Source organism: Heterorhizobium halophytocola (assembly GCF_017873095.1).
Classification (GTDB): domain Bacteria; phylum Pseudomonadota; class Alphaproteobacteria; order Rhizobiales; family Rhizobiaceae; genus Allorhizobium; species Allorhizobium halophytocola.
The window spans coordinates 166,085-187,876 of record NZ_JAGGJU010000012.1; the positions used below are offsets into that span (position 1 = coordinate 166,085).

At 62.6% G+C, this 21,792-nt stretch carries 26 protein-coding genes; all 26 read right to left on the reverse strand.

Annotated features, from left to right (window positions below):
- Positions 1 to 10: 10 nt before the first annotated feature.
- Positions 11 to 3,337 carry a TipJ family phage tail tip protein gene (gpJ, locus tag J2Z17_RS20460; protein ID WP_209947712.1) on the reverse strand — a complete coding sequence of 1,109 codons (3,327 nt, stop codon included), beginning with the start codon at positions 3,335 to 3,337 and terminating at the stop codon, positions 11 to 13.
- Positions 3,334 to 3,753, reverse strand: coding sequence for an NlpC/P60 family protein (locus tag J2Z17_RS20465; protein ID WP_209947714.1), 420 nt, complete (start codon positions 3,751 to 3,753; stop codon positions 3,334 to 3,336). Before J2Z17_RS20465 ends, gpJ begins: the two co-directional genes overlap by 4 nt.
- Complete coding sequence (locus J2Z17_RS20470; protein ID WP_209947716.1) at positions 3,750 to 4,274, reverse strand: hypothetical protein; 525 nt, start codon at positions 4,272 to 4,274, stop codon at positions 3,750 to 3,752. The genes J2Z17_RS20465 and J2Z17_RS20470 overlap by 4 nt, the downstream gene beginning before the upstream one ends.
- A gap of 211 nt (positions 4,275 to 4,485) precedes the next feature.
- Positions 4,486 to 4,803 carry a hypothetical protein gene (locus tag J2Z17_RS20475; protein ID WP_245224244.1) on the reverse strand — a complete coding sequence of 106 codons (318 nt, stop codon included), beginning with the start codon at positions 4,801 to 4,803 and terminating at the stop codon, positions 4,486 to 4,488.
- Positions 4,804 to 4,901: 98 nt separating this feature from the next.
- Positions 4,902 to 8,261: a phage tail tip lysozyme gene (locus J2Z17_RS20480; protein WP_209947720.1), complete on the reverse strand. Its 3,360-nt coding sequence runs from the start codon at positions 8,259 to 8,261 to the stop codon at positions 4,902 to 4,904.
- Positions 8,261 to 8,626 carry a DUF1799 domain-containing protein gene (locus tag J2Z17_RS25465; protein WP_280923389.1) on the reverse strand — a complete coding sequence of 122 codons (366 nt, stop codon included), beginning with the start codon at positions 8,624 to 8,626 and terminating at the stop codon, positions 8,261 to 8,263. Before J2Z17_RS25465 ends, J2Z17_RS20480 begins: the two co-directional genes overlap by 1 nt.
- Positions 8,623 to 9,036: a hypothetical protein gene (locus J2Z17_RS20490; RefSeq protein WP_209947725.1), complete on the reverse strand. Its 414-nt coding sequence runs from the start codon at positions 9,034 to 9,036 to the stop codon at positions 8,623 to 8,625. Before J2Z17_RS20490 ends, J2Z17_RS25465 begins: the two co-directional genes overlap by 4 nt.
- A 32-nt stretch (positions 9,037 to 9,068) precedes the next feature.
- Complete coding sequence (locus J2Z17_RS20495; protein ID WP_209947728.1) at positions 9,069 to 9,995, reverse strand: phage tail tube protein; 927 nt, start codon at positions 9,993 to 9,995, stop codon at positions 9,069 to 9,071.
- The gene (locus tag J2Z17_RS20500) at positions 9,992 to 10,168 is read right to left on the reverse strand and encodes a hypothetical protein (protein WP_209947730.1); all 177 of its coding nucleotides are present in this window, start codon (positions 10,166 to 10,168) and stop codon (positions 9,992 to 9,994) included. The genes J2Z17_RS20495 and J2Z17_RS20500 overlap by 4 nt, the downstream gene beginning before the upstream one ends.
- A gap of 3 nt (positions 10,169 to 10,171) precedes the next feature.
- Positions 10,172 to 10,591 carry a phage tail terminator protein gene (locus J2Z17_RS20505; RefSeq protein WP_209947732.1) on the reverse strand — a complete coding sequence of 140 codons (420 nt, stop codon included), beginning with the start codon at positions 10,589 to 10,591 and terminating at the stop codon, positions 10,172 to 10,174.
- Positions 10,588 to 11,148, reverse strand: coding sequence for a phage virion morphogenesis protein (locus J2Z17_RS20510; protein WP_209947735.1), 561 nt, complete (start codon positions 11,146 to 11,148; stop codon positions 10,588 to 10,590). Before J2Z17_RS20510 ends, J2Z17_RS20505 begins: the two co-directional genes overlap by 4 nt.
- Position 11,149: 1 nt before the next feature.
- Entirely contained in the window at positions 11,150 to 11,581 is a 432-nt protein-coding gene (locus J2Z17_RS20515; RefSeq protein ID WP_209947737.1) for a gp436 family protein, read from the reverse strand.
- Between the two features lie 13 nt (positions 11,582 to 11,594).
- Positions 11,595 to 11,810, reverse strand: coding sequence for an HI1506-related protein (locus tag J2Z17_RS20520; protein ID WP_209947739.1), 216 nt, complete (start codon positions 11,808 to 11,810; stop codon positions 11,595 to 11,597).
- Between the two features lie 295 nt (positions 11,811 to 12,105).
- Positions 12,106 to 13,002 carry a Mu-like prophage major head subunit gpT family protein gene (locus tag J2Z17_RS20525; protein WP_209947741.1) on the reverse strand — a complete coding sequence of 299 codons (897 nt, stop codon included), beginning with the start codon at positions 13,000 to 13,002 and terminating at the stop codon, positions 12,106 to 12,108.
- A gap of 11 nt (positions 13,003 to 13,013) precedes the next feature.
- Complete coding sequence (locus J2Z17_RS20530) at positions 13,014 to 13,424, reverse strand: hypothetical protein (RefSeq protein WP_209947744.1); 411 nt, start codon at positions 13,422 to 13,424, stop codon at positions 13,014 to 13,016.
- The gene (locus J2Z17_RS20535) at positions 13,421 to 14,485 is read right to left on the reverse strand and encodes a phage protease (RefSeq protein WP_209947746.1); all 1,065 of its coding nucleotides are present in this window, start codon (positions 14,483 to 14,485) and stop codon (positions 13,421 to 13,423) included. The genes J2Z17_RS20530 and J2Z17_RS20535 overlap by 4 nt, the downstream gene beginning before the upstream one ends.
- Positions 14,486 to 14,710: 225 nt before the next feature.
- A complete protein-coding gene (locus tag J2Z17_RS20540; protein ID WP_209947748.1) occupies positions 14,711 to 15,532 on the reverse strand; it encodes a phage head morphogenesis protein in 822 nt (273 codons plus the stop codon).
- Positions 15,529 to 17,091, reverse strand: coding sequence for a DUF935 domain-containing protein (locus J2Z17_RS20545; RefSeq protein WP_209947750.1), 1,563 nt, complete (start codon positions 17,089 to 17,091; stop codon positions 15,529 to 15,531). Before J2Z17_RS20545 ends, J2Z17_RS20540 begins: the two co-directional genes overlap by 4 nt.
- Complete coding sequence (locus J2Z17_RS20550) at positions 17,091 to 18,737, reverse strand: terminase large subunit domain-containing protein (protein ID WP_209947752.1); 1,647 nt, start codon at positions 18,735 to 18,737, stop codon at positions 17,091 to 17,093. The genes J2Z17_RS20545 and J2Z17_RS20550 overlap by 1 nt, the downstream gene beginning before the upstream one ends.
- Positions 18,734 to 19,327: a DUF3486 family protein gene (locus tag J2Z17_RS20555; RefSeq protein ID WP_209947754.1), complete on the reverse strand. Its 594-nt coding sequence runs from the start codon at positions 19,325 to 19,327 to the stop codon at positions 18,734 to 18,736. The genes J2Z17_RS20550 and J2Z17_RS20555 overlap by 4 nt, the downstream gene beginning before the upstream one ends.
- A 1-nt stretch (position 19,328) precedes the next feature.
- A complete protein-coding gene (locus tag J2Z17_RS20560) occupies positions 19,329 to 19,634 on the reverse strand; it encodes a VpaChn25_0724 family phage protein (protein WP_209947756.1) in 306 nt (101 codons plus the stop codon).
- Entirely contained in the window at positions 19,634 to 19,999 is a 366-nt protein-coding gene (locus J2Z17_RS20565) for a DUF2730 family protein (protein ID WP_245224245.1), read from the reverse strand. The genes J2Z17_RS20560 and J2Z17_RS20565 overlap by 1 nt, the downstream gene beginning before the upstream one ends.
- Complete coding sequence (locus tag J2Z17_RS20570) at positions 19,996 to 20,253, reverse strand: hypothetical protein (protein WP_209947758.1); 258 nt, start codon at positions 20,251 to 20,253, stop codon at positions 19,996 to 19,998. The genes J2Z17_RS20565 and J2Z17_RS20570 overlap by 4 nt, the downstream gene beginning before the upstream one ends.
- Positions 20,225 to 20,587, reverse strand: coding sequence for a hypothetical protein (locus tag J2Z17_RS20575; RefSeq protein ID WP_209947760.1), 363 nt, complete (start codon positions 20,585 to 20,587; stop codon positions 20,225 to 20,227). Before J2Z17_RS20575 ends, J2Z17_RS20570 begins: the two co-directional genes overlap by 29 nt.
- Positions 20,584 to 20,880 carry an NAD(P)+ transhydrogenase beta chain gene (locus J2Z17_RS20580; RefSeq protein ID WP_209947762.1) on the reverse strand — a complete coding sequence of 99 codons (297 nt, stop codon included), beginning with the start codon at positions 20,878 to 20,880 and terminating at the stop codon, positions 20,584 to 20,586. Before J2Z17_RS20580 ends, J2Z17_RS20575 begins: the two co-directional genes overlap by 4 nt.
- A gap of 3 nt (positions 20,881 to 20,883) precedes the next feature.
- Positions 20,884 to 21,717, reverse strand: a complete 834-nt coding sequence (locus J2Z17_RS25285; RefSeq protein WP_245224246.1) for a peptidoglycan-binding protein — start codon at positions 21,715 to 21,717, stop codon at positions 20,884 to 20,886.
- Positions 21,718 to 21,792: the final 75 nt, after the last annotated feature.

Consider the following 21,792-nt stretch of genomic DNA (forward strand, 5'->3'; position numbering starts at 1 on the left):
CATTATTCCCTCACACGATGTTGACCGCGAAAGGCCCGACGACCGGGCCCGCGATCCCGTCATCATTGGCTTGTCGCAGGAAGTAGTAGTGGGTGCCTTGGGCAAGACAGGTCGCTGTTTCAGGATAGATGACTGCGTTGTCGATCGACCCCTCGAACGTGGACGAAGCCGAGAAGGACACGCCGTGGTCGCCACCGGTAGCGGTGATCCGATCGGCGAACCTGCCGACATCGCTTCGATCTTGTCCGGCCACCGAACTGCCGCCGGACAGGAGGACGGCTATGCTGCCCGATATGATCTCGGTGACATCGAATCCGATCCGGTAGGCGACGCCGGATGTAAGCGAGAGTGTCTGCGAAAGGTCGCCGGCTTCTCCGCCGGAGTGGGTCGCTACACCGTCGGCGATGCTCCAGCCGGCGCCCAGCGTCCAGCCGGCGCTGCTTGGCATGCCGCCCGAGGTGAGAAGCGTCTTGCGGGTCGCATCACCATCCGTGACGATATAGGGATGGCTCGGCACGACCGAAGCTGTGCCGACCGGGTCGCTGTCCGGGTCAAACAGAGTGCTGTCCGACCGGTAGATCCAGACCTCGCTCGTCGAGGTGCTATCGGACGTTTCAAAGGCAATTTGAACGCCGCCCAGAAGCGGTTCGAGGCTGACCGTATCAGCGTCAATACCTCCCGGCACGGCTTCGTCATGCATGCCGACCACGATCGTCACGATGTCGGTGAATGGGCCAGGCAGGCCGGTGGGGGAAAGTGCCCGCGCCTTGATCTCGACCACGTCGCCAGTCGAGTAGTCATCGATGTTCACTTCGAATGCGGAAGCGTCGATCGCCACGACTGCAAAAGCGCCGGAGATGCGATGGTAGATCTCGAAGCTATCGCTTTCGACTGGCCCGACACCTGCCTCGATCAGAACCGTGATCCGGCCGTTGACACCGGTATCGGCAAAGCCGGAAGTAATGCCACTGAACAAGGGAACTGGTGGTTCGGAGTTGTCTGTCTCGACCTCGGAGCCGACAACACCGGACCAGGTGGGCGCCACCTCGGCATCCGTCAGTTGATCGATGATCGGCGAAGCATCGGCGAGCTTGAAGATGCTCGCCATGTTGTCGCCAGCCTCCACGCGGGTCACGATCAATTCGGAGATGCCTGCCGATACCGGTCCGAAGAGAATGATCGAGCCAACTGCCGGCAGCGGGCCAGCGCCCGAAAGCAAAAGCAGGCGCGAAGCCCCGGAAAGGGTTACGATCGAACGCGTGATACCGGTGCCAATGGTGTCATCCCCGTCAAGGAGCCTGAAGCGAATGGCGTAGGCCTGACCGGATCGCTGCTCGATCACCTCGTCGAGCTCGATCACGCTTCCGTTCACCGACACGACGCGGCCGGAAGAACTCACCGACTGCAGCGTCTTGAAGGAGGCTGCGACCTTGGAGCCGCGCGTGGCGACAGCGATCGGCGTGTCCTGCATGCAGCTGTAGACGTCTGGCCGATAGATGGCCTCATACATGCGGCGCCGGCTCTCGATATAGATCTCGTCCGGATCGGTTTTGCCGGGTAGCTCCAGCTGCTCTGTCAGCGTGATCGGCCCGAGATAGCCTGGCCAGCGAACGATCCGTTCGGCCGTCTTGTAGTCGTTGGTCGCGTCAGAGAAAGTGACGCGGAACGCATGCGGCGGATCGATGTAGTTCCGGGTTGCCTCGAAGTCGGCGACGTTGCGATCGCTGAACTCGTCAACGATCACGAGATCGGCAGGTCGGTCGATCACGACGCCCCATTGCTTGCCGTCATGGCGGGGAAAGCCGCGACCGGCGCCGGCGAGCTCATTCAGCAGTTCGCGAAGTCTGGTCTCCGTATCGACCACGCGGTCGTATTTGAGGTCCTTGATCCGGCAGAAGTCGTGAAACTCCGCGAGGCTGTCGAGATCGATGCCGGCGTTGTCGGTCGGCTTGGCATTGGCAGCCGACTGCAAGACGTAGCGCATTGAGGACGCCGGATTGGAAGTCTCCCTGGTGATCCAGGCGCCGCTCGCGGTGTCGTAGTCACGGCAGACGCGCGACACCAGCGCATTGAAGGCGTCCAGCGTGCCGTTCAGCTGATAGGTCGCCTTGATCCTGATGGCGACGAGGCCAAGCGGTTGGTCGAAGTTGAGCGGATATTCCGGTCGGAAGCTCTGCAGCACGACCCAGATCGAACGGCTCTGGACGCTGGTCGACGTGTCCTCGTCGGTCATCCGGGTGCAGCGGATTTCATAGGTGCCGCGTGCGGGCAGTTTCCATTTGTACTGCCGGAAGAACCCTTCCACTTTCTTGGCGCTGAGCGACAGTGTCGTGACGGTCTGCCAGTTCGAGGTATTGACCGGCCGCTGCTCGATCTTCACGTCCACCGTTCGCGAGGATTTGCCGCCGTCGCTTTTCAGCTTCACCAGGCCGCTTGGGAAAGAGATGATGACGGAGGCGTGGGTGACATTGCGCGCGGTCGTTCGCACCACCGGCTTTTCGATCGAGTCACCGCTGATGATGTTGCCGGCATCATCGCGCGGCTTCGGCCGGGCCAGCTCTGCGCCGACGCTCTCCTCGATGACCTGGTTGTTGTAGAGGGTCAGCGGCCCGTCGCTCGCATAGCCCTCGCGGATCTCGATCTGGATATCATCGTACTCGTCGATATCGGTGTCGCCGATCTGCAGGTCGGTGATCTTCACCGGCCCATAGCCAAACGTGAAGATCGCCCGGATATACTGGATGTCGTTGCGGATCTCGGTATAGCTGCGGGCGCCAAACGGCGGGGCATAGCGCACCTTGCCAAGCGCCAGCGGAACGAAGGCATCAGGCCTCAGATCGTTCTGCCAGCCGTCGATCCGATAATTGTTCGAGCGCTTGGTGTCCTTGGTCGAGGGCGGCGGTATCAGCGCATTGACCAGCAGATTTCCGATGATCGAAACGCCGGCCGTGATGAGGCCGGCAGCAGCCCCCGTCGATATCCCCAGGGCACCGGCGAGCGGCGCGGCAAAAAAGCCGCCGAGCGCCGTGGCGGCGACGGCAATGACGACGCTCAGGATTGTTTTGAGAACGTTCTGGCCGGGCACAAGCCGTATGACGATGCGGACGCCGGGATGCGGTCTGACCCGGTGCCAGTGGCATTGATCGACCGGCAACACGCCGCGATCGCTGACCATCGTGACCCGGAAACGGCCATGCTGCTCGACGGGCACATGCGGCAGTGCGATCCCGACAATCTCAAGAAGCGTCAGTCCTGCAGGCACCTCCATGTCGACGCGATGTTGCGACGGATCGAGCAAGGGCGCGGCAATGACCGGATTGGTCGCGATGGCATTCATGGTGCCGCCTCCGACAGCTCGCGATGACGGTAGACGCCGACGAGGCGGTTCTGCCAAACGCCGGTTCGGTAACTTTCGATCTTCACATGATCGAAGGGCACATGCAGCATCAGACCGGGCTGGACGACCAGGCCGACATGCGAAGCCAGCCGCCCGCGACGAAACAGGGCGACATCGAAGGCGCGCACGAGGCCACCGCCGATTTCATGCCAGACGGGCTTTGCCTGCTCGCCCTGGACAAGCGAGGCGATGTCGGCCTGCTCTGCAAAATCGACGATGCCGGCATAGGATGGCACGGCGATCGCCCGTTCTTCAGCCAGGGCCAGATGCACAAGGCCCCAGCAGTCCAGGCCGGAGAAGTCACGGCCGTGTTCTGCAAAGGCAATCCCGATATAGCGCTCGCTCCAGTGGCTCATCGGTGCAGACCTGGAAAGGCGTCCTTGGTCATCCGCCTGGACGGGCAATATTCGTCTTCGACATCCTCGCGGGAGAAACTCAGGGTCATCTCGCCGCCCTTTATGTTGTGGGTGGTGATGACCATGCCGGTCCATTCGGCCTCGATCAGATCGGGGGAACTGGCAAGCACGACGGCGATCGAGATCGATGGCCGATCGGTAATCGAGCGGGCTACCTCGGCCATTCCGTTATCGACGATCTCCAGCACGATCTGTCCCTCGGCCGGCGCGTCTTCGAGATCGGACGGCCGGTTGGCCGAGGCAAGAACAAAGAGAAAAGGATCGGCGTCCGGATTGGCGGTCAGCCAGTGCGACCTGGTGCAGTAGCTGAGTGGGTCAGTCGACAGGCGTTCCGTCGGATCGGTGGAAAGCCGCAGTGGCTTTTCGAGGTCCTCGTGCTCGATCAGGATTAGGACAACATAGGTTTCGTCGGTGATCTGCTGATCATTGGCCGTGCGCGCATTGAGCGAGATCCGCCTCATGGGAGAACCTCGCGATGGCAAAAGCCGGAAGCGGAGTAGTGAGGTTTGATAGACATGCGGCCAATCAACAGAAGCGTCGGAATGCCGACTGATTGGCCGATCCTCACCCGCGCCAGGGCAAAGAAAAACCCGAAAGGGTTATCGGGCTAAGTTTGGAAATCCTCTGTGGGAGACCTTCTTCATACACTCCCTCGCTGCGTCTCACCAGTCCTCACGGCATCACCTCGACGCTAAAGGCGATCCGGAAATATACCCCCTTGATGCTCTCCGAGGGCATCGCCTGACCGAACAGGCAGAGCCATTCACCGGCAATCAGCAAGGGCGTTCCGTCGCCGGCAAGCAGCGGTCCGCCATCGCTTGCCAGCAGTGCCCATCCGTCCGTGGTCGGGTCTGGCATCAGGAATGGCCTCGATCCCCCTGCCGTCGTGTCATCATAGAAATTGTCGAAGATAGCCTTGCCGTTGCGATCGACGAAGATCGACAGGGAAACGGGCTTGCTGACCGAGGAAAACCGCCGGCGCGTGCGCATCGGCCCTGAACCTTGTTGCGTGGAGAGCCGACCGTCATTGCGTCCCGCCTTCCAGGTGTCACGCTCTGGGCGCGGAAGTTCGGATGGCCATGTGAGGGTCACCGCACGGTTCCTCGCGGCTTCACACCGTAGCTCTTCTCAAGGACGTTCCGCGCGCCTCCGCCCTTCTTGGAGAGCGCGCTGCCGACCTGGTCGGAGATCACGAAGCTGATCTGACGGCCGCCGCGCTCGTCGGTCGTTTCCTCGGCCTGCACGTCCGCCTGGGCGTAATTGTTGATGGCGATAGAAATGCCGGTTTCACCACGCCCGACCGCATTGCCCTTAGCCGCGCGCCCGGAATAGATCGGCGCGACAGTCATGCCGCCGACGCCGCCCTTGGCATAACCACCCTTGCCGAGACGCATGGCCTCGACGACAGCCGGACCGCCAGCGCGTGCCACGTCCTGCTGGCTCCAGATTACTTCGCCTTTGTGGGCGAGCCCGGCGATCTGATGAACGCCGCCGGGGCCCGTGTAGCCGCCAGTATCAAACAGGCCGGTGATTGCCCCGGAGGCAGCTTGCGTCCATTGGCTTGTGCCGAACCCGAAGAGGCTGGACAGCAAACCGCCGATCCCGCCGCCCGACGTGGTGTTCGACCCGATATTGGTGAGCGCATTGCCGAAGCTGCCGAGGCCCGAACCCAGGGTGCCCAGCCCTTGCGTTGCAGTACCCGTCTTGCTGGTGAACTGTTCGAGGGCTGCCGCCGCTGAGGCATAGCGGCCGGACGCATTGTCCATGCCGAAGGGGTTTGCGGCCGACCATCCGCGCGGCCGCTCGAAACCACCAAAGGCTCCGACGGCGCTTTTCAGGTCCGTCGAATTCAAGAGGGCTTTGAGCGCGCCGTTTTCGGAGCCCAGCAATTCCTTCCAGGCAAAGTTCAGCTGGCCGTTCACATCGCCGAGGTTCTGGCGGCCGCCAAGCGCGTCCAGCAGCGCCGGTGCCCGGTCATTCCACTGGAACAGACCGAGCGCCTTGCCGCCATCGCCGGCAGCCGTTGGATTGAAGGCGCTCTCGGCATTGGCATGCCCGAGGATGGCGGCAATCTGGAAGTCCTTCAGCTTCTGGCCATTGACCGTTTTGCCCGCGAAGAAATTCCATACCTGGCTCTGGATGTCCGCCGATCCACCAAGGCTGGTCGTGCCGTTCTGATTGGCGGCGCCGAGGCCCGATGACAGCAGCCCTCCGGCCGCGCTGACGCCGCCGTTGATCATCACCGTGCCGGCTGTCACCGCCATCGAGCTGGTATCGAGACCACCGCCCAAAAGCTTCGAGAAGAAGCCGGAGACACCGCCGGCATCCGACAGCGTCGGCAGGTTCGAGCCATAAAGCGCGTTCTTCAATGGATTGGCACCGCCGAGTGACAGAAGGTTTTTTTGAAGATCTTTCAAAATGCCGTCAAAGGCGCTTTCCAGATCGCCATCGCTGATCGCGCCGAAGATGCTGTCGATCGCGTTTTTCCCGACCTCCTGGACGTCGGACCATGCGGCCTGCTGGCGCTTCAGCTCGGTCGTCACGTCGGCAGCAAGCGCCGCATTGCGCTGGATCTGGCGCCCGATAGCGCTCTCCTGGTCGATACCCTGGTCGCGCAAAGTCTTTTGCGCCTCGAAAACGGCTCGGATCCGGCTCTGCGCAGCTTCGCTCTGGCCGAGCAATCCAATCTCCTGGCGAAGGCCGGTCAGGGTGTCGTCCTGTGAGCGAAGGATCGTCTGGGCCTTCTGCAACTCCGCCAGCTTCCCGTATTCGGCCGCCTTCTGTTTGATCAGCGCGAGCTCGGCCTGGTCGACCGGAATATTGTTCTTGCGAGCTTCTTCCTTCAGCTCATTGATGAGCCTGAACTCCATGCGCAGGCGTTCCTGCTCGGATGTCGTTTTTCCGATCAGCGAGATCTCCAGCTGCTGACCGGCCAGTGTCTGGTCGAGAGAACGCTTGCGCTCGTCCTGGGCATCCTTCAGCGCCTTTTCGGCCTGTGTCTGCGCCAAGGTGCCGGCGGCCTCGATGCGCTGCCGGCGCTGTTGCGGTGTTTCGCTGTCATCATAGCGGGCGGCTTCCGACCGGCGCGCGGCATCCGCTTTCTCGGCCGGCGAGCGAGCGGCCAGTCCCGCCAGCTGCGCGTCGAGCGCTTCCTGCGCCCGGCGCGCAGCAACCGCCTGCCTTGAAAGGAAAAGGGCGTACTCGCCCATGTCACTGCGGTTAGTGGTCCCTTGCGACAACAGCATGCCGTTCGCGCCGCGGTCATTGAACAGTGCCCGCCGGATCCTCTCCAGGTCTTCCAGGGCTTTTGTAGCTTGGCGATACTCGGCAACCAGTTTGGCCAGTTCGTCCGCTTGTTTGGCATATTCCGGATCGAGCTGCGCGATGCGGTAAATGCTGTCGTAGAAGGCTTCGAAGTCGGGCTTGCCGAGCTTGGCCTCGGCGCGCAGGCGCTTCAGTGCTTCTTCAAAGGGTGCAAAATCACCATCGACCTTGAGATCCGCACCGCCGGCGGTTCCCCCGCGTGCTCGACGCAGGACAGTACCGACAGAGCCGAAGAGATCGTATTGGGCGGCGTTCGTTGCGGTGGTCAGGCTTCTCAAGTCGGAGCTGGTATTAAAGGCCAGGATGCCAGTGCTCTCCGCGCCATATCCCTTCGCCGCCTTGACCAGAGAGCCGTAGCGCTCCTCCAGTTTTTTCAGGAGATCTTCGTGGTCCTTGAGAACGTCCTCCAGCTTGCGGACATCCTTTTCCGCCAACAGCAGGCCCGCGCCGAAATGGATTGCGGCAGCCGTCACCGCCGTCAGTCCGATCGTTGTCAGCGACAGCGGATTTGCGATCGTGGCAAAGCCTGCAGCGAGCGTCGCGAAGGCGCCTTTGATGCTCTGGCCGCCAAGAGCCTGGGCGAGTTGCGGCCCTTGCTGGAGGCCGACCATCGGCGCGCTCAGAAACGGCGCCGTCTGAAAGATGTCGAACAGCTGATAACCGACATTGGCCGGGTTGCTCTGGTTGCCGAAAGTTCCACTCGGTCTACCCGGTGGCTGGTGAAGTCCCTTCAGCACCGCAATATTGGCAAGGGCTGCCTGCCGCTGCCGGCTGATCGCCGCCGTCATCTCATCGATGCCAAGCGCGCCTTGCGCATTGGCCGTGCGGATCTCGGTCAAGGCCGACTTGTATTGCTGGATGACGGCAAAGACCGGATTGTATTTGGCTCGCAGGCGATCGAGCGCCAGGCCTTCGTCGGCCAGCGCCCCCCGCCATTCCCGAAGGTTCTGATTGGCGGCACCCGAATGCAGGCCGGTCGACGTTTCGATCAGGCGCTGCAGCTTGGTCGTCGCCACAGTCGAGCTGTCGCCAATACCGCCGATCGCGCTTGCTGCCTGCTGACTGCCGGTGACCGCCTGGGAGGCATCGACCTCGACCTTCGCGGAGATTTTCAACGGTGCCATCAGTCGACCTCGTTCAGGATTTCGAGCGCCGCACCTTCCATGGCCTGCAGGTCCACCATCAGGGCCGGCGTGATATCGGTGCCGGTCAAGGCAATGGGCAGAGCCGCATAGTCGAGCCCGATCCAGAGAAGTCCGGCCATCGTCGAGGTGACGCGCCACTGCGTCTGACAGGCAAGGAAAGCGGAAAAGCTCGGCCAGTTGATCGACATGATCTCGAATGCATCCTCGTCTTCACCAGCAGGGGCAATGTAACGGACGCCAAGCTTTGCGAACTGTGCGGCGACGTCCGGATCGGCACCAGCGGCCCGTGTTCTGTCCGATCGGCCGCGCCGCGCCGCTGCCCAGGCGCCGGCGGCCGCCTTCAGTTTCCCAGGCGGGCCTTGTCCTCGCCGATTGCCTCGCGGTACGCCCGGGCAATACCCTTGCGGATATGATCGCGTCGAAGAACCAGGCCAAGCGCCGTCTTCGAGAACGGCAACTCCTGATCGTCGGCATCAACGATGCCGCGCCAGCCGAGGATGACGCGGGCAAACGAAGCGTCGTCGAAGGCATCGAGCTCTTTCTTCACCGCCCTCAGATTGGCCTCACTAGAGTTGGCAATGGCTCTGTCCAGAATGGCCTGCCGCGCTTCGTCCTGGGCCTTGGTCTCGTCGCGGCTCATCAGCTCGAGCCTGATCTCGAACTCGTATTCGACCATCTGGCCGACCTTTGCCGGCGACGGTTCCTCGACCGTGACCGGCCACCAGCAGATGAGTTGATCGACGACTTTGAACATGCGGACTTGTCCTTTGACCGTGCGGTCAGCGATCAGCTGACGATGGTGGTGAACTCGTCGCTGCCTTCGGTGGTGAACATGAGCGGCAGCGTGTTGTTGATGATCTTCTGGCTATCGCCATAGGTGACGCGTCCGACCTGGACCGCGTCGGCGCTGAAGGCGACCCTGTTGCCGGCCACCTTCCCATGCTGGGCGGCAAGCGCGCCGACCTCATGTGCCTCGGCCTTGGTGAACCAGTCGATCTCGGAGAGCGCCGTTGCCTCCATGACCGCCTGGCCGGTCATCATCCGATCGACCTGCTGGATGTTTTCCGCACCAATGAGGAAGCGGGGCTCGATCTGGTTTGCGAGATCCATGGTGAGACCTTCGCAGGCACCGGCATAGCCATGCAGGGCAAATGTCGTGTTCGCCTTGGAGACGGGAACCGGCTTGACGAATTTGGACAGACTGACCGCCGGCAGCGCCGTGTCGGTGATCGTGCCGAGCAGCCCGGTGAAGGTGTAGGCAAAGCGCGGGATCTGTTTCGGCGTCAGGTTGATGGTGTAGGTACCGCGTACGCCCAGCAGAACGTGGTTGACGCGGTCCATGTTGAAATAGATCGACCCGCTCTCGAAGCCCGCGCTCACCGGCGTGTAGCGCACGTCGACGTCTTCGGTGATGACTTCGGCCATGCCGCACATCCGGTGCAGTACGCCCCAGGCGGGCACGTCGCCGGCGGCACCCGCGCCGGCGATCTCGACTTCGCCGGAGAGCGTCGCGTAGGATCCCACCAGGAAGACGCCCTGATGGCCCATATACGGCACGACCAGGTCGCGGCTGACTTCCTCGCCGGCAAGCGGCGTGAACGTCACATTGGTCATCTGCATGGCATTGGCGGCCCCCGTCGGGGCAGCGTCGGTGCCATAGGTGGCTTCGATCTTGGCAAGGATCGCGCGGTTGCGCAAAAAGCGAGTGGTCATGCCTTGTCACCTTCTGTCTGAGGGGAGGCCTTTGCGGCAACCTTGTCGGAAGCGGCGGTCTTTGCCGGCGCGCTCGACTTCGTCGTCTTGGTGGGCTTGAAGCCGGTCCCTTCGACCTGCGTCAGCTCTCCGTTCTTCTGGCGTGTGTAGCGTCCACCGGCGATCGGTCTCATGGTTCAGCTCTCCTGCAGGTAGGTGGCGGTGCGGTAGATGTCCTCGAACCAGACCGTGCCGCCGATCGCCTGCTGCAATTCGCCGGCATGATGTTCGAGCGGCTCGGTATCGCCACCGGGCTGGAAGCCGATCAGCTGGGCGCGGACATAGGCTTTCAACGCCTCGATGTCGGCGGCAGCTGCCGCATTGTTGGTGGCCGAAAGGTTGCTGGCGACAATGACCACGCCGATCTCGATTTCCGATCGCTGGAGAACACGGCCGGTCGCCCGTTCGTTCGGCAGCGACTGATCGGCGGCGACATAGACGAAGGCGGCCGGCGACGTTGTTGGCCGATCCTTGACGTTGGCCAGATCCCCCGCGCCACCGACCATCCGAAACGGCGTGCCGCTTTCCAGCAGCTTGTCGATCATCGCCTGGATCATCGGCCAGCCTCCAGCCAATCCTTGCCGATCTCCTGGATCTCGGTGATGTCGGCTTCGGAAAATCCGAGATAGGGTCGCGCCGGTATGCGCACGACGTGCTTGCCAATGGTCACCGGCCTGGTGACTGCGCCTTTGGTTCCGGCTTTCACAAACCGGTTGCGACCGCGGATCCGTTTAAAGTGGCTTTTCTGGCTGCGCGCGAACTGCTCGATATCGGCGCCGAACTGATGCGGGCCGGCATAGATGAGATTGGTGCCGACCTCGGCCGTGGTCTCGGTCGCATGGGTCGTCAGGCTGGAATAGAGGCGGTTTGTGACCCGCAGCATATTGTTCGTGCCGCGGCGCCGGCGCCCGATCCGGCGGTTGGCGGTTCGCCGGGACAGCGCCGGCCACTTGGCGCCGCCCGGTCCCGTCTCCCGCTCGAACCGACGCTGGGTCGATGTCAGGAGATAGCCAGCGATCGACGCCATCAGCTCGCCTGGATGGCGCGCCTGGCGGATCAGGTTGACGATGAAGGGCGAGGTCTTGTCGTCGAGGCTGATCAGCGCGCCGGGCATCTCAAAAGCCCTTCAGGCTGTCACGCGTGAAGACGCGGACCGGTGCTGCGGTTCGGATAGCACCGTCGCCACTGACGGCCGGCACCTCGGCGCCGTCGGACAGTTCGACCAGACCCTTGGCGACATCCTTCAGGAAGGAGACGGCGTCGTTGTAGGTGCGGGTGACCGGGCTGTCCTTGTCGGCATTGTCGCCATAGAGGTAATAGAGCGCGATGTCGGCGTTGAACTTCTGAAGCACCGGCGGCACGACGGTCAAAGGCAGTTCGGCCACCTTCTTCAGATAGCCGTCGATCAGGCCGGCCGCGTCGTCGATTGCGGTTGCCAGCACCGTCTCGTCGATGGTCGAGACCGGCTTGTTGACGCGGTCGGTGAGCTGCGTCAGCCGCTCAACTCCGAACCGGTCGATCATGTCCTGTCTCTGGCAGTAGCTCATGACATCGGCGCCTTCAGATGAACTCGACGACGAGGTTCGGCTCGCCCAGGAGCAGCTCAAGCTGATCCTCGGTGAAGGTCGTCGGCGGGTGATCGGTGGCGGCCTTGGGATGCGACATGCCGGCACGGCGAAAGCCATCGCGTCTGGCCGAGATCCGGACAGCGCTGACCATGGTTAGACCTGTCTCGCGGCAGGCCTTCAATCTGGCGACCAGAAGCGGATATCGCATGTCCGGTTCGCCCTCGGCAGAGAAGGCACCAAGGCCTTCCTCACCGAGGGTTTCCCGGGGGGTATGGGGGGAATTGGTGCCGCTAATCGGTGGCGAATATGGCGCTTTCGCGGCGGTATCAGTCAAAGGCGTTTCTGCCTGTGGCACAGTGTCGGCCGCTGTTGCCGGCGTGGTAGTTTTCTTAGGCGCCATGGAAAGCTCCATTCGGTTTCTGACAAAGCGGATCGGCGGATCCGTTTTTCCAGAAACCGCCGGTCGCTTAAGACCGGCGGCTCTTGATCTGGTTGGCGCGCCGCTACGCCAGCCAGGGAACGACGAGGATTTCGGCCGTGTGATACCAGGGGTTGCTGTTGCCCCCGTCGATAAACTGCGTGTTGATGATTTTCAGCGCGGCACTTTCCAGCGAAGGCGGCACGACGAGCAGCTTCGGCATGATCGCGAGCGGCCGACCGTAATCCGACTTCAGGCTCATCAGCCCGAGGCGCGCGGCCTCGTAATGCGCCACATCCAGTGTCTGCCTCGATCCCCAGCCCATCTGCCAGAAGCCGAAGCCGACCTGGCAACGGCCGTCGAGGCCGTACTGGTATTCCTTGCGGTTGAAGACGTTCGGATCGTCTTCCTTGTCCATCCGCACGAGGTTCTGAAAGCTGCGTCGCTCCTGGTAGATCAGCGGTTTCAGCGGCCGGGACGTGTCGAGCAGGAACCATGGAGTGCCAGCGCCGCCATCGGTATTGGCGACCAGGATTTCCTTGCCCTTCTCGTCGAGCACTGGGTGCTCAAGATCGAAGAACGGCTGGCCGTCATAGCAAAGTTCGGAGAAACCGTTCTTCAGCAGCGGCCAGATCAGCGTGTCGGGAAAGACGGTTGCGGTGGCTCCCAGATCCCGGAACATCGGGCCATAGATGCCGAGATTGTCGTCGTCGAAATCATCGCGATCGACGGCGATAGTGTTCTCATAGGACTCGTTGGTGAGCGTATAGCCGTGCTTGGCGAGATTGTTGACGACGCGGTCGCCCACCCATTTGCGGAAACCCGGAAACTTACCGAGCCAGCCATATTCATTGGACCGCGTCGTCGACGACACTGTGGTGGCGATCCTTCCATACATCGACGTCGCCTCGGCAAGGCCCGCCTGGAAGGACGCGTTGAAGCCGATAAAGGCCGACTGCAGCGTATGCGTGGTGATTTCCATGATCAGGCCTTTCAGGCGAACTCGACCCAGACGCCCTGGTCGTCCACGTCGAAGATTGTGCCGGCGACGGAACGCGTATTCGTCCCGCTGGTGAGAGCGACCGTCTGATCGTCGACGCCGTAGCAGACGGCTCCGATCGCGGCCTTGGTGATGAGGTCGGCGCCCGCAGAATTCTCGTAGCGGAAAATGCCGACCTCGATATCGACGACGAGGTCGCCGGCAGCGCCTGCAGTGTTGTCCACCGGCCGCTTGATCCGGCCGGCACCTTTGATCGTCGTTGCCGTCGTCATCCGCACTGCAAGACCCGCCGCATTGACGGCCCCCATGGCGCCGGCAAACAGCTTGGCGCCGGCGGCGACCGGGAACTGCCTGTTGTCACCGGAGCGGCGGGGCGTGTTGCGGTCCTTCGTCAGCGCCGTCATGCGTCACCGCCTTTCTTGGCCTTGATCATCGCCTCCTTCGTCAGCCCCATCTGGCGCATGACGGCGAGGTCGGTTTCGGAGAGCGACGGCTCGCCATTCGCGGGCGGCACGGCACTTGCGGTGCGCTGCGCGGCCGTCAGCTGCGGCGCCGTCTTCAGGTAGTCGGCAAAGGCTGCCGGATTGGACTTGTGCAGCGACAGGCCCCAGGCGCGTGCGGCCGGTGTCAGCTGGCCACTCTCGATCGCTCTGCTGACAGCCATCTCGGCTTCGTCGTCAGCCAGCTTTTCGGTCAGCGTCTTCAGGTTGCGCTGAACGGCGACGAATTGATCGACCGGCACGAACCGCGCCGGATCCACATTGGTGGTGGAAGCGGACTGGATGGCGGTGACGATGGTCTCCGTATCCGCATCCTTGGCGACGCCGGCGGCAACCGCGATCGCAGCAACAGACGACAGAAGGGAATTGACGGCCGTGAGGACGTCAGCCTCCGCCGCGCCCTGAGCCAGGCCCAGGGCTTCGATAAGCTTATCCATGTCGGTTTCCTGAGAGTTGGGATGGGATCTGGCAGCGACGGCTGCGAGATCGAGGTTCGGGGTATTGGTCAGCCCCGCCGAAACAAGGTGCAACACCTTGCCGTCCTTACTGTGCCGGTAGACCGGCGAGATGTAGCGATACTCCTTGGCGCGGATCGCCTGGGCTGCCTTTTCCGTCCACTCGACACGGCCATAGAGACCATCGGGACGCGCATCGAGCTCCTTGATCCAGCCGGCGGCGGGCGCCAGTCCGCCGACGCCCGGCACAGAAGAAAAAACGCTCTGGTGATCGTAGTCGACGACCAGTTCCGTAGAGCCGGCACGACGGCTGCTTGCCTCGATGACGGTGCGCATCGCCTGCAGGTCGGCAAGCGTGTAGGGACCGCGACCATCACGTCCGGAGAACTGGCCGGCCGGCAGAAGCATGATCCAATGGGACGCACTGTCCTCGCCGGCATCATTGACGCCGAGATAGGTTGCGTGGGTCGCGGTATCCGCGAAGAGGGAGGAGTGGGCGGCTTTCAACATGCCGCGAGATTGCCGACAAGCAGATCGGCAAAACATCCGGTAGGGCTATGGTGAGAGTGCCGGCTCTGGCTTGCTGCCGGCAGATCCTGCATATCACGGGGAGGGCTTCAATCCCACTTCGAATTTGAAGCCGTTTTGAAGGCCTTGGGCGCGATTTGGGGGACGTTCGGGGCAACCGTCCCGAAACAGGGGACGAGCAACGCTCCTGGGCGCGCTGCTGCGGACTCAACGCGGGTCGGAAATATCGCGCAGCGCCGCCTCACCGAACTCTCGCGGAGCACCGGCGATCTTCTCGGTATAATTCTGTTTGGCCTTCGCCTCGATGCTCGCCTTGCCGGGATTATAGGCCCAGCCAGGATCGATCCCATCGGGCACCCTGACGATCTCGCCGGTGCGCCTGTTGGTGAAGCTGCGATAGGTGTCCGGCGGCGGGTCGAAGAACAGCTGCTCGCCTTCCGCCTGCAGCCGGCGGATGTCACGCTCCGACAGGCTTTGCAGCGTACAGCGACAGCCAAAGCCGCATGGCGGCGCCCATTCGTTCCAATAGGGATGATCAACCGGGAGAACGAGATTGTGCCGGCGGGCATGGGCCGGGCGCACGTGATCGTCCCGCATGGTCACATAACGCAGATAGGGACGCGTGGTGCGATTGCGCTCGAAGTTCGCCCAATGGCCGGCCGCATAGGAGACGCGCATATTGACGTCGAAAATGGTCTGCAGCCGTCGCGTGGAGCCGAGTTGCGAGAACGTCTCCTCGCCGGTCAGCGGGTCGGTCACCCTTTGTCGGCCCCACCAGCCCTTGGCCTGGAGCGCAGGCTTCAGCTGACGGGAGAACTGCTCGATCGTCTGGCCATCGTTCAAAGCCCGTTCGAGGGCGCTGTAAATGTCGTTCAGAATGTCGAAGCCGGCGGACTTGGCGACCGTGAACATGGCCGCGTGCTCTTCCTGCCAGGCGTCCTGCCAGGAGAAGGTTTCGAGCTGGCTGGATCTGGCACGGTACGCCGCGATCGCCTCGGCCGGCGCAAGCGGCGCGAGCCGCGCCGTCACGTCAGGTCCTCTCCTGTTTCACCCGCAAGCCTGGCATTGAAGCCGGCTCGTGCCAGAAGGTCGGCAAGCGCGGTGACATCGAGATCGGCAATGCGCTTGGCAAGAATAGCGCGGGCCTCACCGAGATCCCTGGCACCGGCCAGTTCCGACTGCAGACCGGCGATCACCGGCTCCACCAGCAGCTCCCAGCCGTCGTCGGCCAGCATCTGGTCAATCGCGCTGTCGATCGCATCGGGCACAACGGTTGCCGGCAGCGTGCGGGCGACTGCCTCCTTCGTGTCTTCGGGCTTCTCGGTTTCGCCGTCCGGCTGACTTTGCCGGGAGGGCTGCAGCAGCTCCTCGTCGGGATCGGGATCAGGAAGGCCGATCTTGTCGCGCAGGGTCGACATGCCGACCTTCAGCCCAAGCGGTACCAGGCTGACGACATTCTTCACAAGGCCGTCGATGTCCACCTCATCAGGGCGGCCGATCCTGACTTTCGGATAGCGGCGTTGCGGTCCAAGGTTGAAGGCGACCAGCGGCATGGCGAGGTCACGGGTGAGTGTGGCTGCCAGCTGCTTGGCATCGGCTCGCTCGATGTCGTCGCGCACACCGTCATGCACCTTGCCGACCGCATAGCCGCCGGCCTGCGCATCCGTCGTTTGCGTCTGGCCGAGGACGACCTTGGAGACCTGCCGATCGAGCCAGTCGGCGCGCTTCTCGTAAATCTCGTGATTGCCAGACACGTTCGACTGGATGATCTCGACCGCCATGCTCTCGGGGATGATCGCCGCGAAATCCGAGCCGATCGACGTCACGGCCTCGATCAGCTTGGCCTTCTGTTCTTCTGTCGCGCCCTGTCCATATTTCCCAACGCGCAGCGGCTGGCCATAGGCTTCGACGAAGATCGCCCAGTCCTTCAGCGAGAAATGCTTGAACAGGAAGGTCCAGGCGACGGCCCGTGCGATACCGCCCCGGATCGTGAGGCCCGATTTGACCTTGGCGCGATGGACAATCCAGCACCAGGGCTGCAATGGCGCTTCGCCATCCTCAGAGCGGATCAGCGGTGTTTCGCCACTCACCCGGTCGAAGGTAAACCAGCGGGGGTCGCGCCATTTCAGGGCCGAGGGTCGCCATTGGCCCTCCGACGTGTCCCAGAGGATCTCGGTGCAGGAAAAGCCTTTGCCGATTGCATCGAGAATATCGACGACTTCGTCTTCGAATTCGTCCCGGTCCAGAACCTCTCGCACGAGATCGGCGGCCTCAACGTCGATCTTCGCGTCGCTCGCGGCCTCGACGGTGATCTCCAGCCCGGAGACCTGGCGCTTCCGGATCGACAACAGGCCGGCGTAATGCAGGTCGCGCTCCTCCATGTCCTCGGCCAGTTCCAGATAGGCCTGCGAATCGCCATCGATCGAGGTTCGGAGCATGCCGGCAAGGCGCCCAGGCGTCAGGCCCGGAACGCGATGGCGGCCGAACGGATCGCGAATGCCCCTGACGGTCGGCGCGCCTTGCTCACGCACCAGTTCGGCTTTTCGAAGAGGCCGGCCATCCGGCCCCAGAATGGAGGAGACGGCCATCAGAAAAGTCCTCTTGCTCGTTTCAGGGTGGACATGCGGAAGCGGCCGTCATCGCCTTGACGCTCGGCCGGCTCGGAAAAGCGATCCAACGGGATCGGCGCCCTTCGATAGCCATAGTCGTGCCACTGCATGCGGCTGGCAAAGTGCGCCAGCGCCAGCGCGATCGCATAGTCGCCGTGGCGCTTTTTCGGACCTTCGCCGCTGCGCACATCCGGCACTCGCGGAATGCCGGCAATCACCTTCACCGACCGCAGATCGGTCAGGTGATTGTCGTTCTTCGAAATCGAGATGGCATCGTCTTCAAAGGCCACCTTCAGCGGCGGCATGTTGATCCGGTACCAGTCCTGGGTGAACTTGATTGCCCAGACGAGGCCGCTGCTGTCCTCGTTTTCTCTGAGACCGAAGAGGCGCCCCATATCCTCAGCGACCGTCCAGCCCATGCCGGTCGCATCGAACGCAGCACCGACCATCCGCGTGACCGCCGAAAGGATGGTGCGCACGATCATCTTCTGCTCGTCACCCGGCACATTGCGCAATTCGACAGTGAGCGCGCTTCTGCGCTTCAGCATCTTGTCTAGGCTGAGCAGTGTGCCGACCGAGAGATCGGCGACGCGGGCAAAGTCGAAACCGAAGGCATAGAGAAGATTCTGGTCGAGCACCTCCAGTGCCGCCTCCAGCTCTTCCATGAAGGGCGACAACAGGACCCGGCGCTCCAGCTCGGGCCGCTGCAGGAAGTTGGTCGGCAAATCGAGCGACAGCACAGGCGCATCGGATGTCATGCGCGCCTCGATCAGCGGCGCCGACAGCCAGGAGCCGGTGCCCATGGTCGGGATACAGAACAGCTCCTCGTCGGCGCCATCGCCGTAGAAGTCGATGATGTCCTGGCGCCAGATCGCTTCGGCCTCGGGCGTCCATGTCGCTCCGTTGACCAGGCAGATACGCTCATAAAGGCCCTGGCGCAGCGCCTCGTCGAAATCGATGCGCATATGATGGTATGGTTTGCGGCCGCCGAGGATGTCCCGGATCTGCAGATTGAACTCGTTTTCGGTTCCGTCATGGGTCGAGCAGACGACAACCTGGCCGCCCCACATCAGGAAGGCGAGCGCCGCCTTCAAAAGCTCTTTCAGATTATCGACGAAGGCTGCTTCGTCGATCATCACCACACCCTGCTTGCCACGCAGCGATCGCGGCGCCGACGACAACGCCAGCACTTCGAAGCCCGAGGCAAAACGAATGCGGAAAGCCTGGATCGCCCGCTCACCGTCCTTGTCGCTGTCGTCGAACAGAAACTCGTCAACCGCCATGGCCGCCTGATTGAAGGCGCGAGACCACATGGCGCAGGCGTCGATGAACTCGCGCGTCATCTCTTGGCTATAGGAGATATACATCACGTCCATGCCGCCGGCAGCTTTGGCACGGGCCGCGCGCAACGCCGCATAGGCGGCAAAGCCGAAGGTCAGACCGATGCGGCGCGACTTCTCGACGAAGAGGACGTGACAGGTGGAACTCTCAAGCGTCTCCAGCAGATTGCCCTGGTAGGGCAGCAAGGCTTTCGGCAGCCCGAGCTTGTCGACGATATCAGGCAGCACTTCAGTCGCGCTGCGCCGCGCCTCTGCCCATTCCTCCTTGGTAATCGGTGCCGTCATGGCGTCTTCACCCCGAGGATTTCGCTCAGGATCGAAGTGGCCGTCTCCTGGCTAAGCCCCTTGGCTTTGGTTGCCGTCTGAACGGCGGCCTTTGCCTTGGTGGCAAAGTCCTTCTCGATCTTCTCGCGGCGCTGCGTCGAGACGCTCTGCGCCTGGGTCGCGGCGCGCAGCGCGTTGGCGAGCGCCATAGCATCCTTCGGTTCGATGCCGGCTTCCCCGGCATTGGTCAGGATCTCGAAGATCAGGGTCTTGATCGTCTCGGCCGCGATCAGGGTCAGGTCGTCGCTATCGCCGGCATCGAACTTTTCCGCCAGCGTGCCGGCGATCTCGGAGGCCTGATTAATCCGGCTGGTCATCAGGGCCAGCTTCACCGAATAGCGGTTGAAGGCAGAGAAGGAAGGGATCCTGAACTCCAGCTCGCCGCGATGTTCCCGCTCTATCCCCTCCAGCCGGGAGACAAACTCGGAATAGATCTCGGTCTGCGGGACATCGCGCTTTTGCAGTGCGCCGGCCGCCCAGGCGACGACCGGTGCGCATTCCTCAGGCAATAGCTCGATGCCGCTCAGCCGGCCGCGCCCTTTGCGTGCCATCTCACACCTCAGGCGAGGGCTTGGCGATGCCGTCGATCACAGAGCGACGTTCGAGGTGATCGACGCCGGCGCGAGTGATCGAGGCGATCATCACGGTGCCGGCCTGGACGATGACGACGGCGCCCAGTTCTTTCAGCTTCAGCATCTGGGTGCGCGTCCATTCGCGCGAGCGGTTATGCCCGAAGGTGTTCAGCACCGTGGTCAGCATGCTTTCGTTCAGCCGGCCGTCGGTCTGGTCGTTCAGCCCCTTGAGGATAATCAGCCGGGCGTCCTGGGCTGCATGTTCTTCAAAACTCAGATGGTTCATCACTGCCCCTTTTCGCGAAGCCAGTCGTCGATGCGGTGAACGGTCCTCGATACGCTCCCCAGCGTCTCGGTCAGCGTCCCGACATTGCCGCGCAGATCCGACAGCGCGAGCTTCAGGTCCGTCACCTGGTCCTTGTTCGGCATGTGCTTGAGTTCGTTCTCGCTGGTCTGGATGCGTCGGTCGTGGTCGACGAGCGTCCGTTCGTGTTGCTCGACCTTGGCGGCCAGCGCCGTCTCCAGCTCGTTGAGCTTGGCCATGATGACCTTCTCTCCGGAGGAGAAGAAATTCTTGGCATGGCCGAGAAGGGCGATCGCCGCGAGAAGCACGCTGAGATAGGGTAGAACCTGCTGGACATCGAGCATCATTCTGGGCTCCCCGACGCCGGCGCCTTTGCAGCCGAGACGGCAAGACGGCGCCTGACATTGCAGACCTTTATCTCGGTGCGATCCTTGTTCCAGAGATCCTGCGTCTGCTTGTCGGTGAGCGCTTGGTCCCGCGGAACTGTCGTCAACTGACACTCGATCTCTGCTGCCGGCGGGATGACCGGATCAAGATAGACGGTCTTGATCTGCGGCTTCGGCGTCTCGCTCTCAACGGACGAGCAGCTGGACGCGGTCACGGCTAAGACCGCAGCGGTCATCATCCTCGGCAAGGGCCTCATTCTGTTTCTCCAGGTCGGTGCGGTCGCCTTCAAAGCCTGCGATGTCGCGTGCGGCCAGGTCCTGCTGCTTGAGCGCCTGTTCGGCCAGGTTTTGGCGCACCCGCGCGACTTCGGCATTGGCCTTCTCGATCTCGGCACGCCAGTATGCATCCCTTGCATCGCCGGCCGTCTTGGCGGCTGCCGCTTCCATCGCCCGGATCTTGCCGAGGCCGGAATTGACGAGCGCTGCAGCTCCCAGCAGCAGCGCGGCGATGGCAAACCCGCCAATCAGATACGGCGCGAGCTTGATCACGGGACGCCAACTTGAGGTTCTGACGGAAATCCCTGGGCATCGGCTGATGCAGGCGGATCGCCGCGACTGCTGGCAAGCCCCATGGTGCGCATGTCGAGCGAGCCAAAGCCGCGATGCACACTGAAGCTGCCGACGACGATCGCCACCATCGACGGCAGGGCGATCGTGGCGATGTCGACGGCCGTTGTCTGGCCGAAGGCAGCACTTGAGCAGAGGATCAGAATGACCATCCAGGCGAGCGCGACATTGACCCAGATGAAACGGCGGGAGGATCTGTAGGAAGGCTTTTCCATCGGCTAGACCTCCGGCGGCATATAGGCTTTGAGGGCAGCGAAGGTGTTCGCACCGACAATGCCATCAACGGTCAGGCCGGCATCTTTCTGAAGCATCCGCACGGCCGTTTCCGTGCCGGGTCCAAAGTCGCCGTCAATGGCGACCGAGTAGCCAGCGGCAAACAGACCGCGCTGGAGTTGCGCCACGCCACGCCCCTCGCTGCCGCGATGCAGGACCTCGAAGCCCTCCTGGGCGATCGAGATCTCTCCGGCCGACAGGCGAGCCATGCCCGTCTTGGCGCGGCCGAGGCACTGGCGACGGTCTTCGAGGCCATTGGTGCCGCCGTTGATGACACGGGTGGCGCCGATCAGGTCATCGCGATCGGCAAATCGATTGAGACCGTGCTCCATCCAGAAATAGATGGCGGCCCACAGCGCCCACGGGAATTCGGCCACAAGCTCGGGATGGGCCTCGAAGTCGGGGCAGCCGGGGATGATCTTTCGCATCCAGAGTGTGAAGGCGCGGTGATTGCCGTGGCCGGTCAGCTGGATCAGGCCATGACCCTTATAGCGCACGCCGTCACCGGCTCTCGTATTGCCGAGATCGGCGCGGCCCTCATAGGCGCGACCGGACGCATATTCGACCGCGGTCTTGAAGCTGTCGCTCTCATGGGCAAGCTGCGCCAGAAAATGTGCGATCCTCAGCGAACTGGTGAGTGCCGCATAGGCAAACAGATCCGGCACCAGCGGCGCGATATGTCCGGCAATCGATACCTGTGCTGCGGAATAGTTTTTGCCCGAGGCTCGCGGCACGATCGACAGCAGGAATTGCGGGTTGATTTTGTGAAGGTCCAGCAAGGGAAGTACCAATCTGAGAGCAAGTCCGATTGGTTTGCAGTGTCCCTGAATGAGGCGGTGGATAACACTCGCCAG

Bases quoted from the DNA above. Each gene is read 5' to 3' on its own strand.
- J2Z17_RS20495 (WP_209947728.1), bottom strand. From the start codon at position 9,995: ATGACCACTCGCTTTTTGCGCAACCGCGCGATCCTTGCCAAGATCGAA.
- J2Z17_RS20550 (WP_209947752.1), bottom strand. From the start codon at position 18,737: ATGACGGCACCGATTACCAAGGAGGAATGGGCAGAGGCGCGGCGCAGC.
- J2Z17_RS20490 (WP_209947725.1), bottom strand. From the start codon at position 9,036: ATGTTCAAAGTCGTCGATCAACTCATCTGCTGGTGGCCGGTCACGGTC.
- J2Z17_RS20555 (WP_209947754.1), bottom strand. From the start codon at position 19,327: ATGGCACGCAAAGGGCGCGGCCGGCTGAGCGGCATCGAGCTATTGCCT.
- J2Z17_RS20515 (WP_209947737.1), bottom strand. From the start codon at position 11,581: ATGAGCTACTGCCAGAGACAGGACATGATCGACCGGTTCGGAGTTGAG.
- J2Z17_RS20535 (WP_209947746.1), bottom strand. From the start codon at position 14,485: ATGTTGAAAGCCGCCCACTCCTCCCTCTTCGCGGATACCGCGACCCAC.
- J2Z17_RS20565 (WP_245224245.1), bottom strand. From the start codon at position 19,999: ATGATGCTCGATGTCCAGCAGGTTCTACCCTATCTCAGCGTGCTTCTC.
- J2Z17_RS20525 (WP_209947741.1), bottom strand. From the start codon at position 13,002: ATGGAAATCACCACGCATACGCTGCAGTCGGCCTTTATCGGCTTCAAC.
- J2Z17_RS20505 (WP_209947732.1), bottom strand. From the start codon at position 10,591: ATGATCCAGGCGATGATCGACAAGCTGCTGGAAAGCGGCACGCCGTTT.
- J2Z17_RS20560 (WP_209947756.1), bottom strand. From the start codon at position 19,634: ATGAACCATCTGAGTTTTGAAGAACATGCAGCCCAGGACGCCCGGCTG.
- J2Z17_RS20470 (WP_209947716.1), bottom strand. From the start codon at position 4,274: ATGAGGCGGATCTCGCTCAATGCGCGCACGGCCAATGATCAGCAGATC.
- J2Z17_RS20475 (WP_245224244.1), bottom strand. From the start codon at position 4,803: ATGCGCACGCGCCGGCGGTTTTCCTCGGTCAGCAAGCCCGTTTCCCTG.
- J2Z17_RS20545 (WP_209947750.1), bottom strand. From the start codon at position 17,091: ATGGCCGTCTCCTCCATTCTGGGGCCGGATGGCCGGCCTCTTCGAAAA.
- J2Z17_RS20480 (WP_209947720.1), bottom strand. From the start codon at position 8,261: ATGGCACCGTTGAAAATCTCCGCGAAGGTCGAGGTCGATGCCTCCCAG.
- J2Z17_RS20520 (WP_209947739.1), bottom strand. From the start codon at position 11,810: ATGCGATATCCGCTTCTGGTCGCCAGATTGAAGGCCTGCCGCGAGACA.
- J2Z17_RS20580 (WP_209947762.1), bottom strand. From the start codon at position 20,880: ATGGAAAAGCCTTCCTACAGATCCTCCCGCCGTTTCATCTGGGTCAAT.
- J2Z17_RS20465 (WP_209947714.1), bottom strand. From the start codon at position 3,753: ATGAGCCACTGGAGCGAGCGCTATATCGGGATTGCCTTTGCAGAACAC.
- J2Z17_RS20510 (WP_209947735.1), bottom strand. From the start codon at position 11,148: ATGCCCGGCGCGCTGATCAGCCTCGACGACAAGACCTCGCCCTTCATC.
- gpJ (WP_209947712.1), bottom strand. From the start codon at position 3,337: ATGAATGCCATCGCGACCAATCCGGTCATTGCCGCGCCCTTGCTCGAT.
- J2Z17_RS20530 (WP_209947744.1), bottom strand. From the start codon at position 13,424: ATGACGGCGCTGACGAAGGACCGCAACACGCCCCGCCGCTCCGGTGAC.
- J2Z17_RS20500 (WP_209947730.1), bottom strand. From the start codon at position 10,168: ATGAGACCGATCGCCGGTGGACGCTACACACGCCAGAAGAACGGAGAG.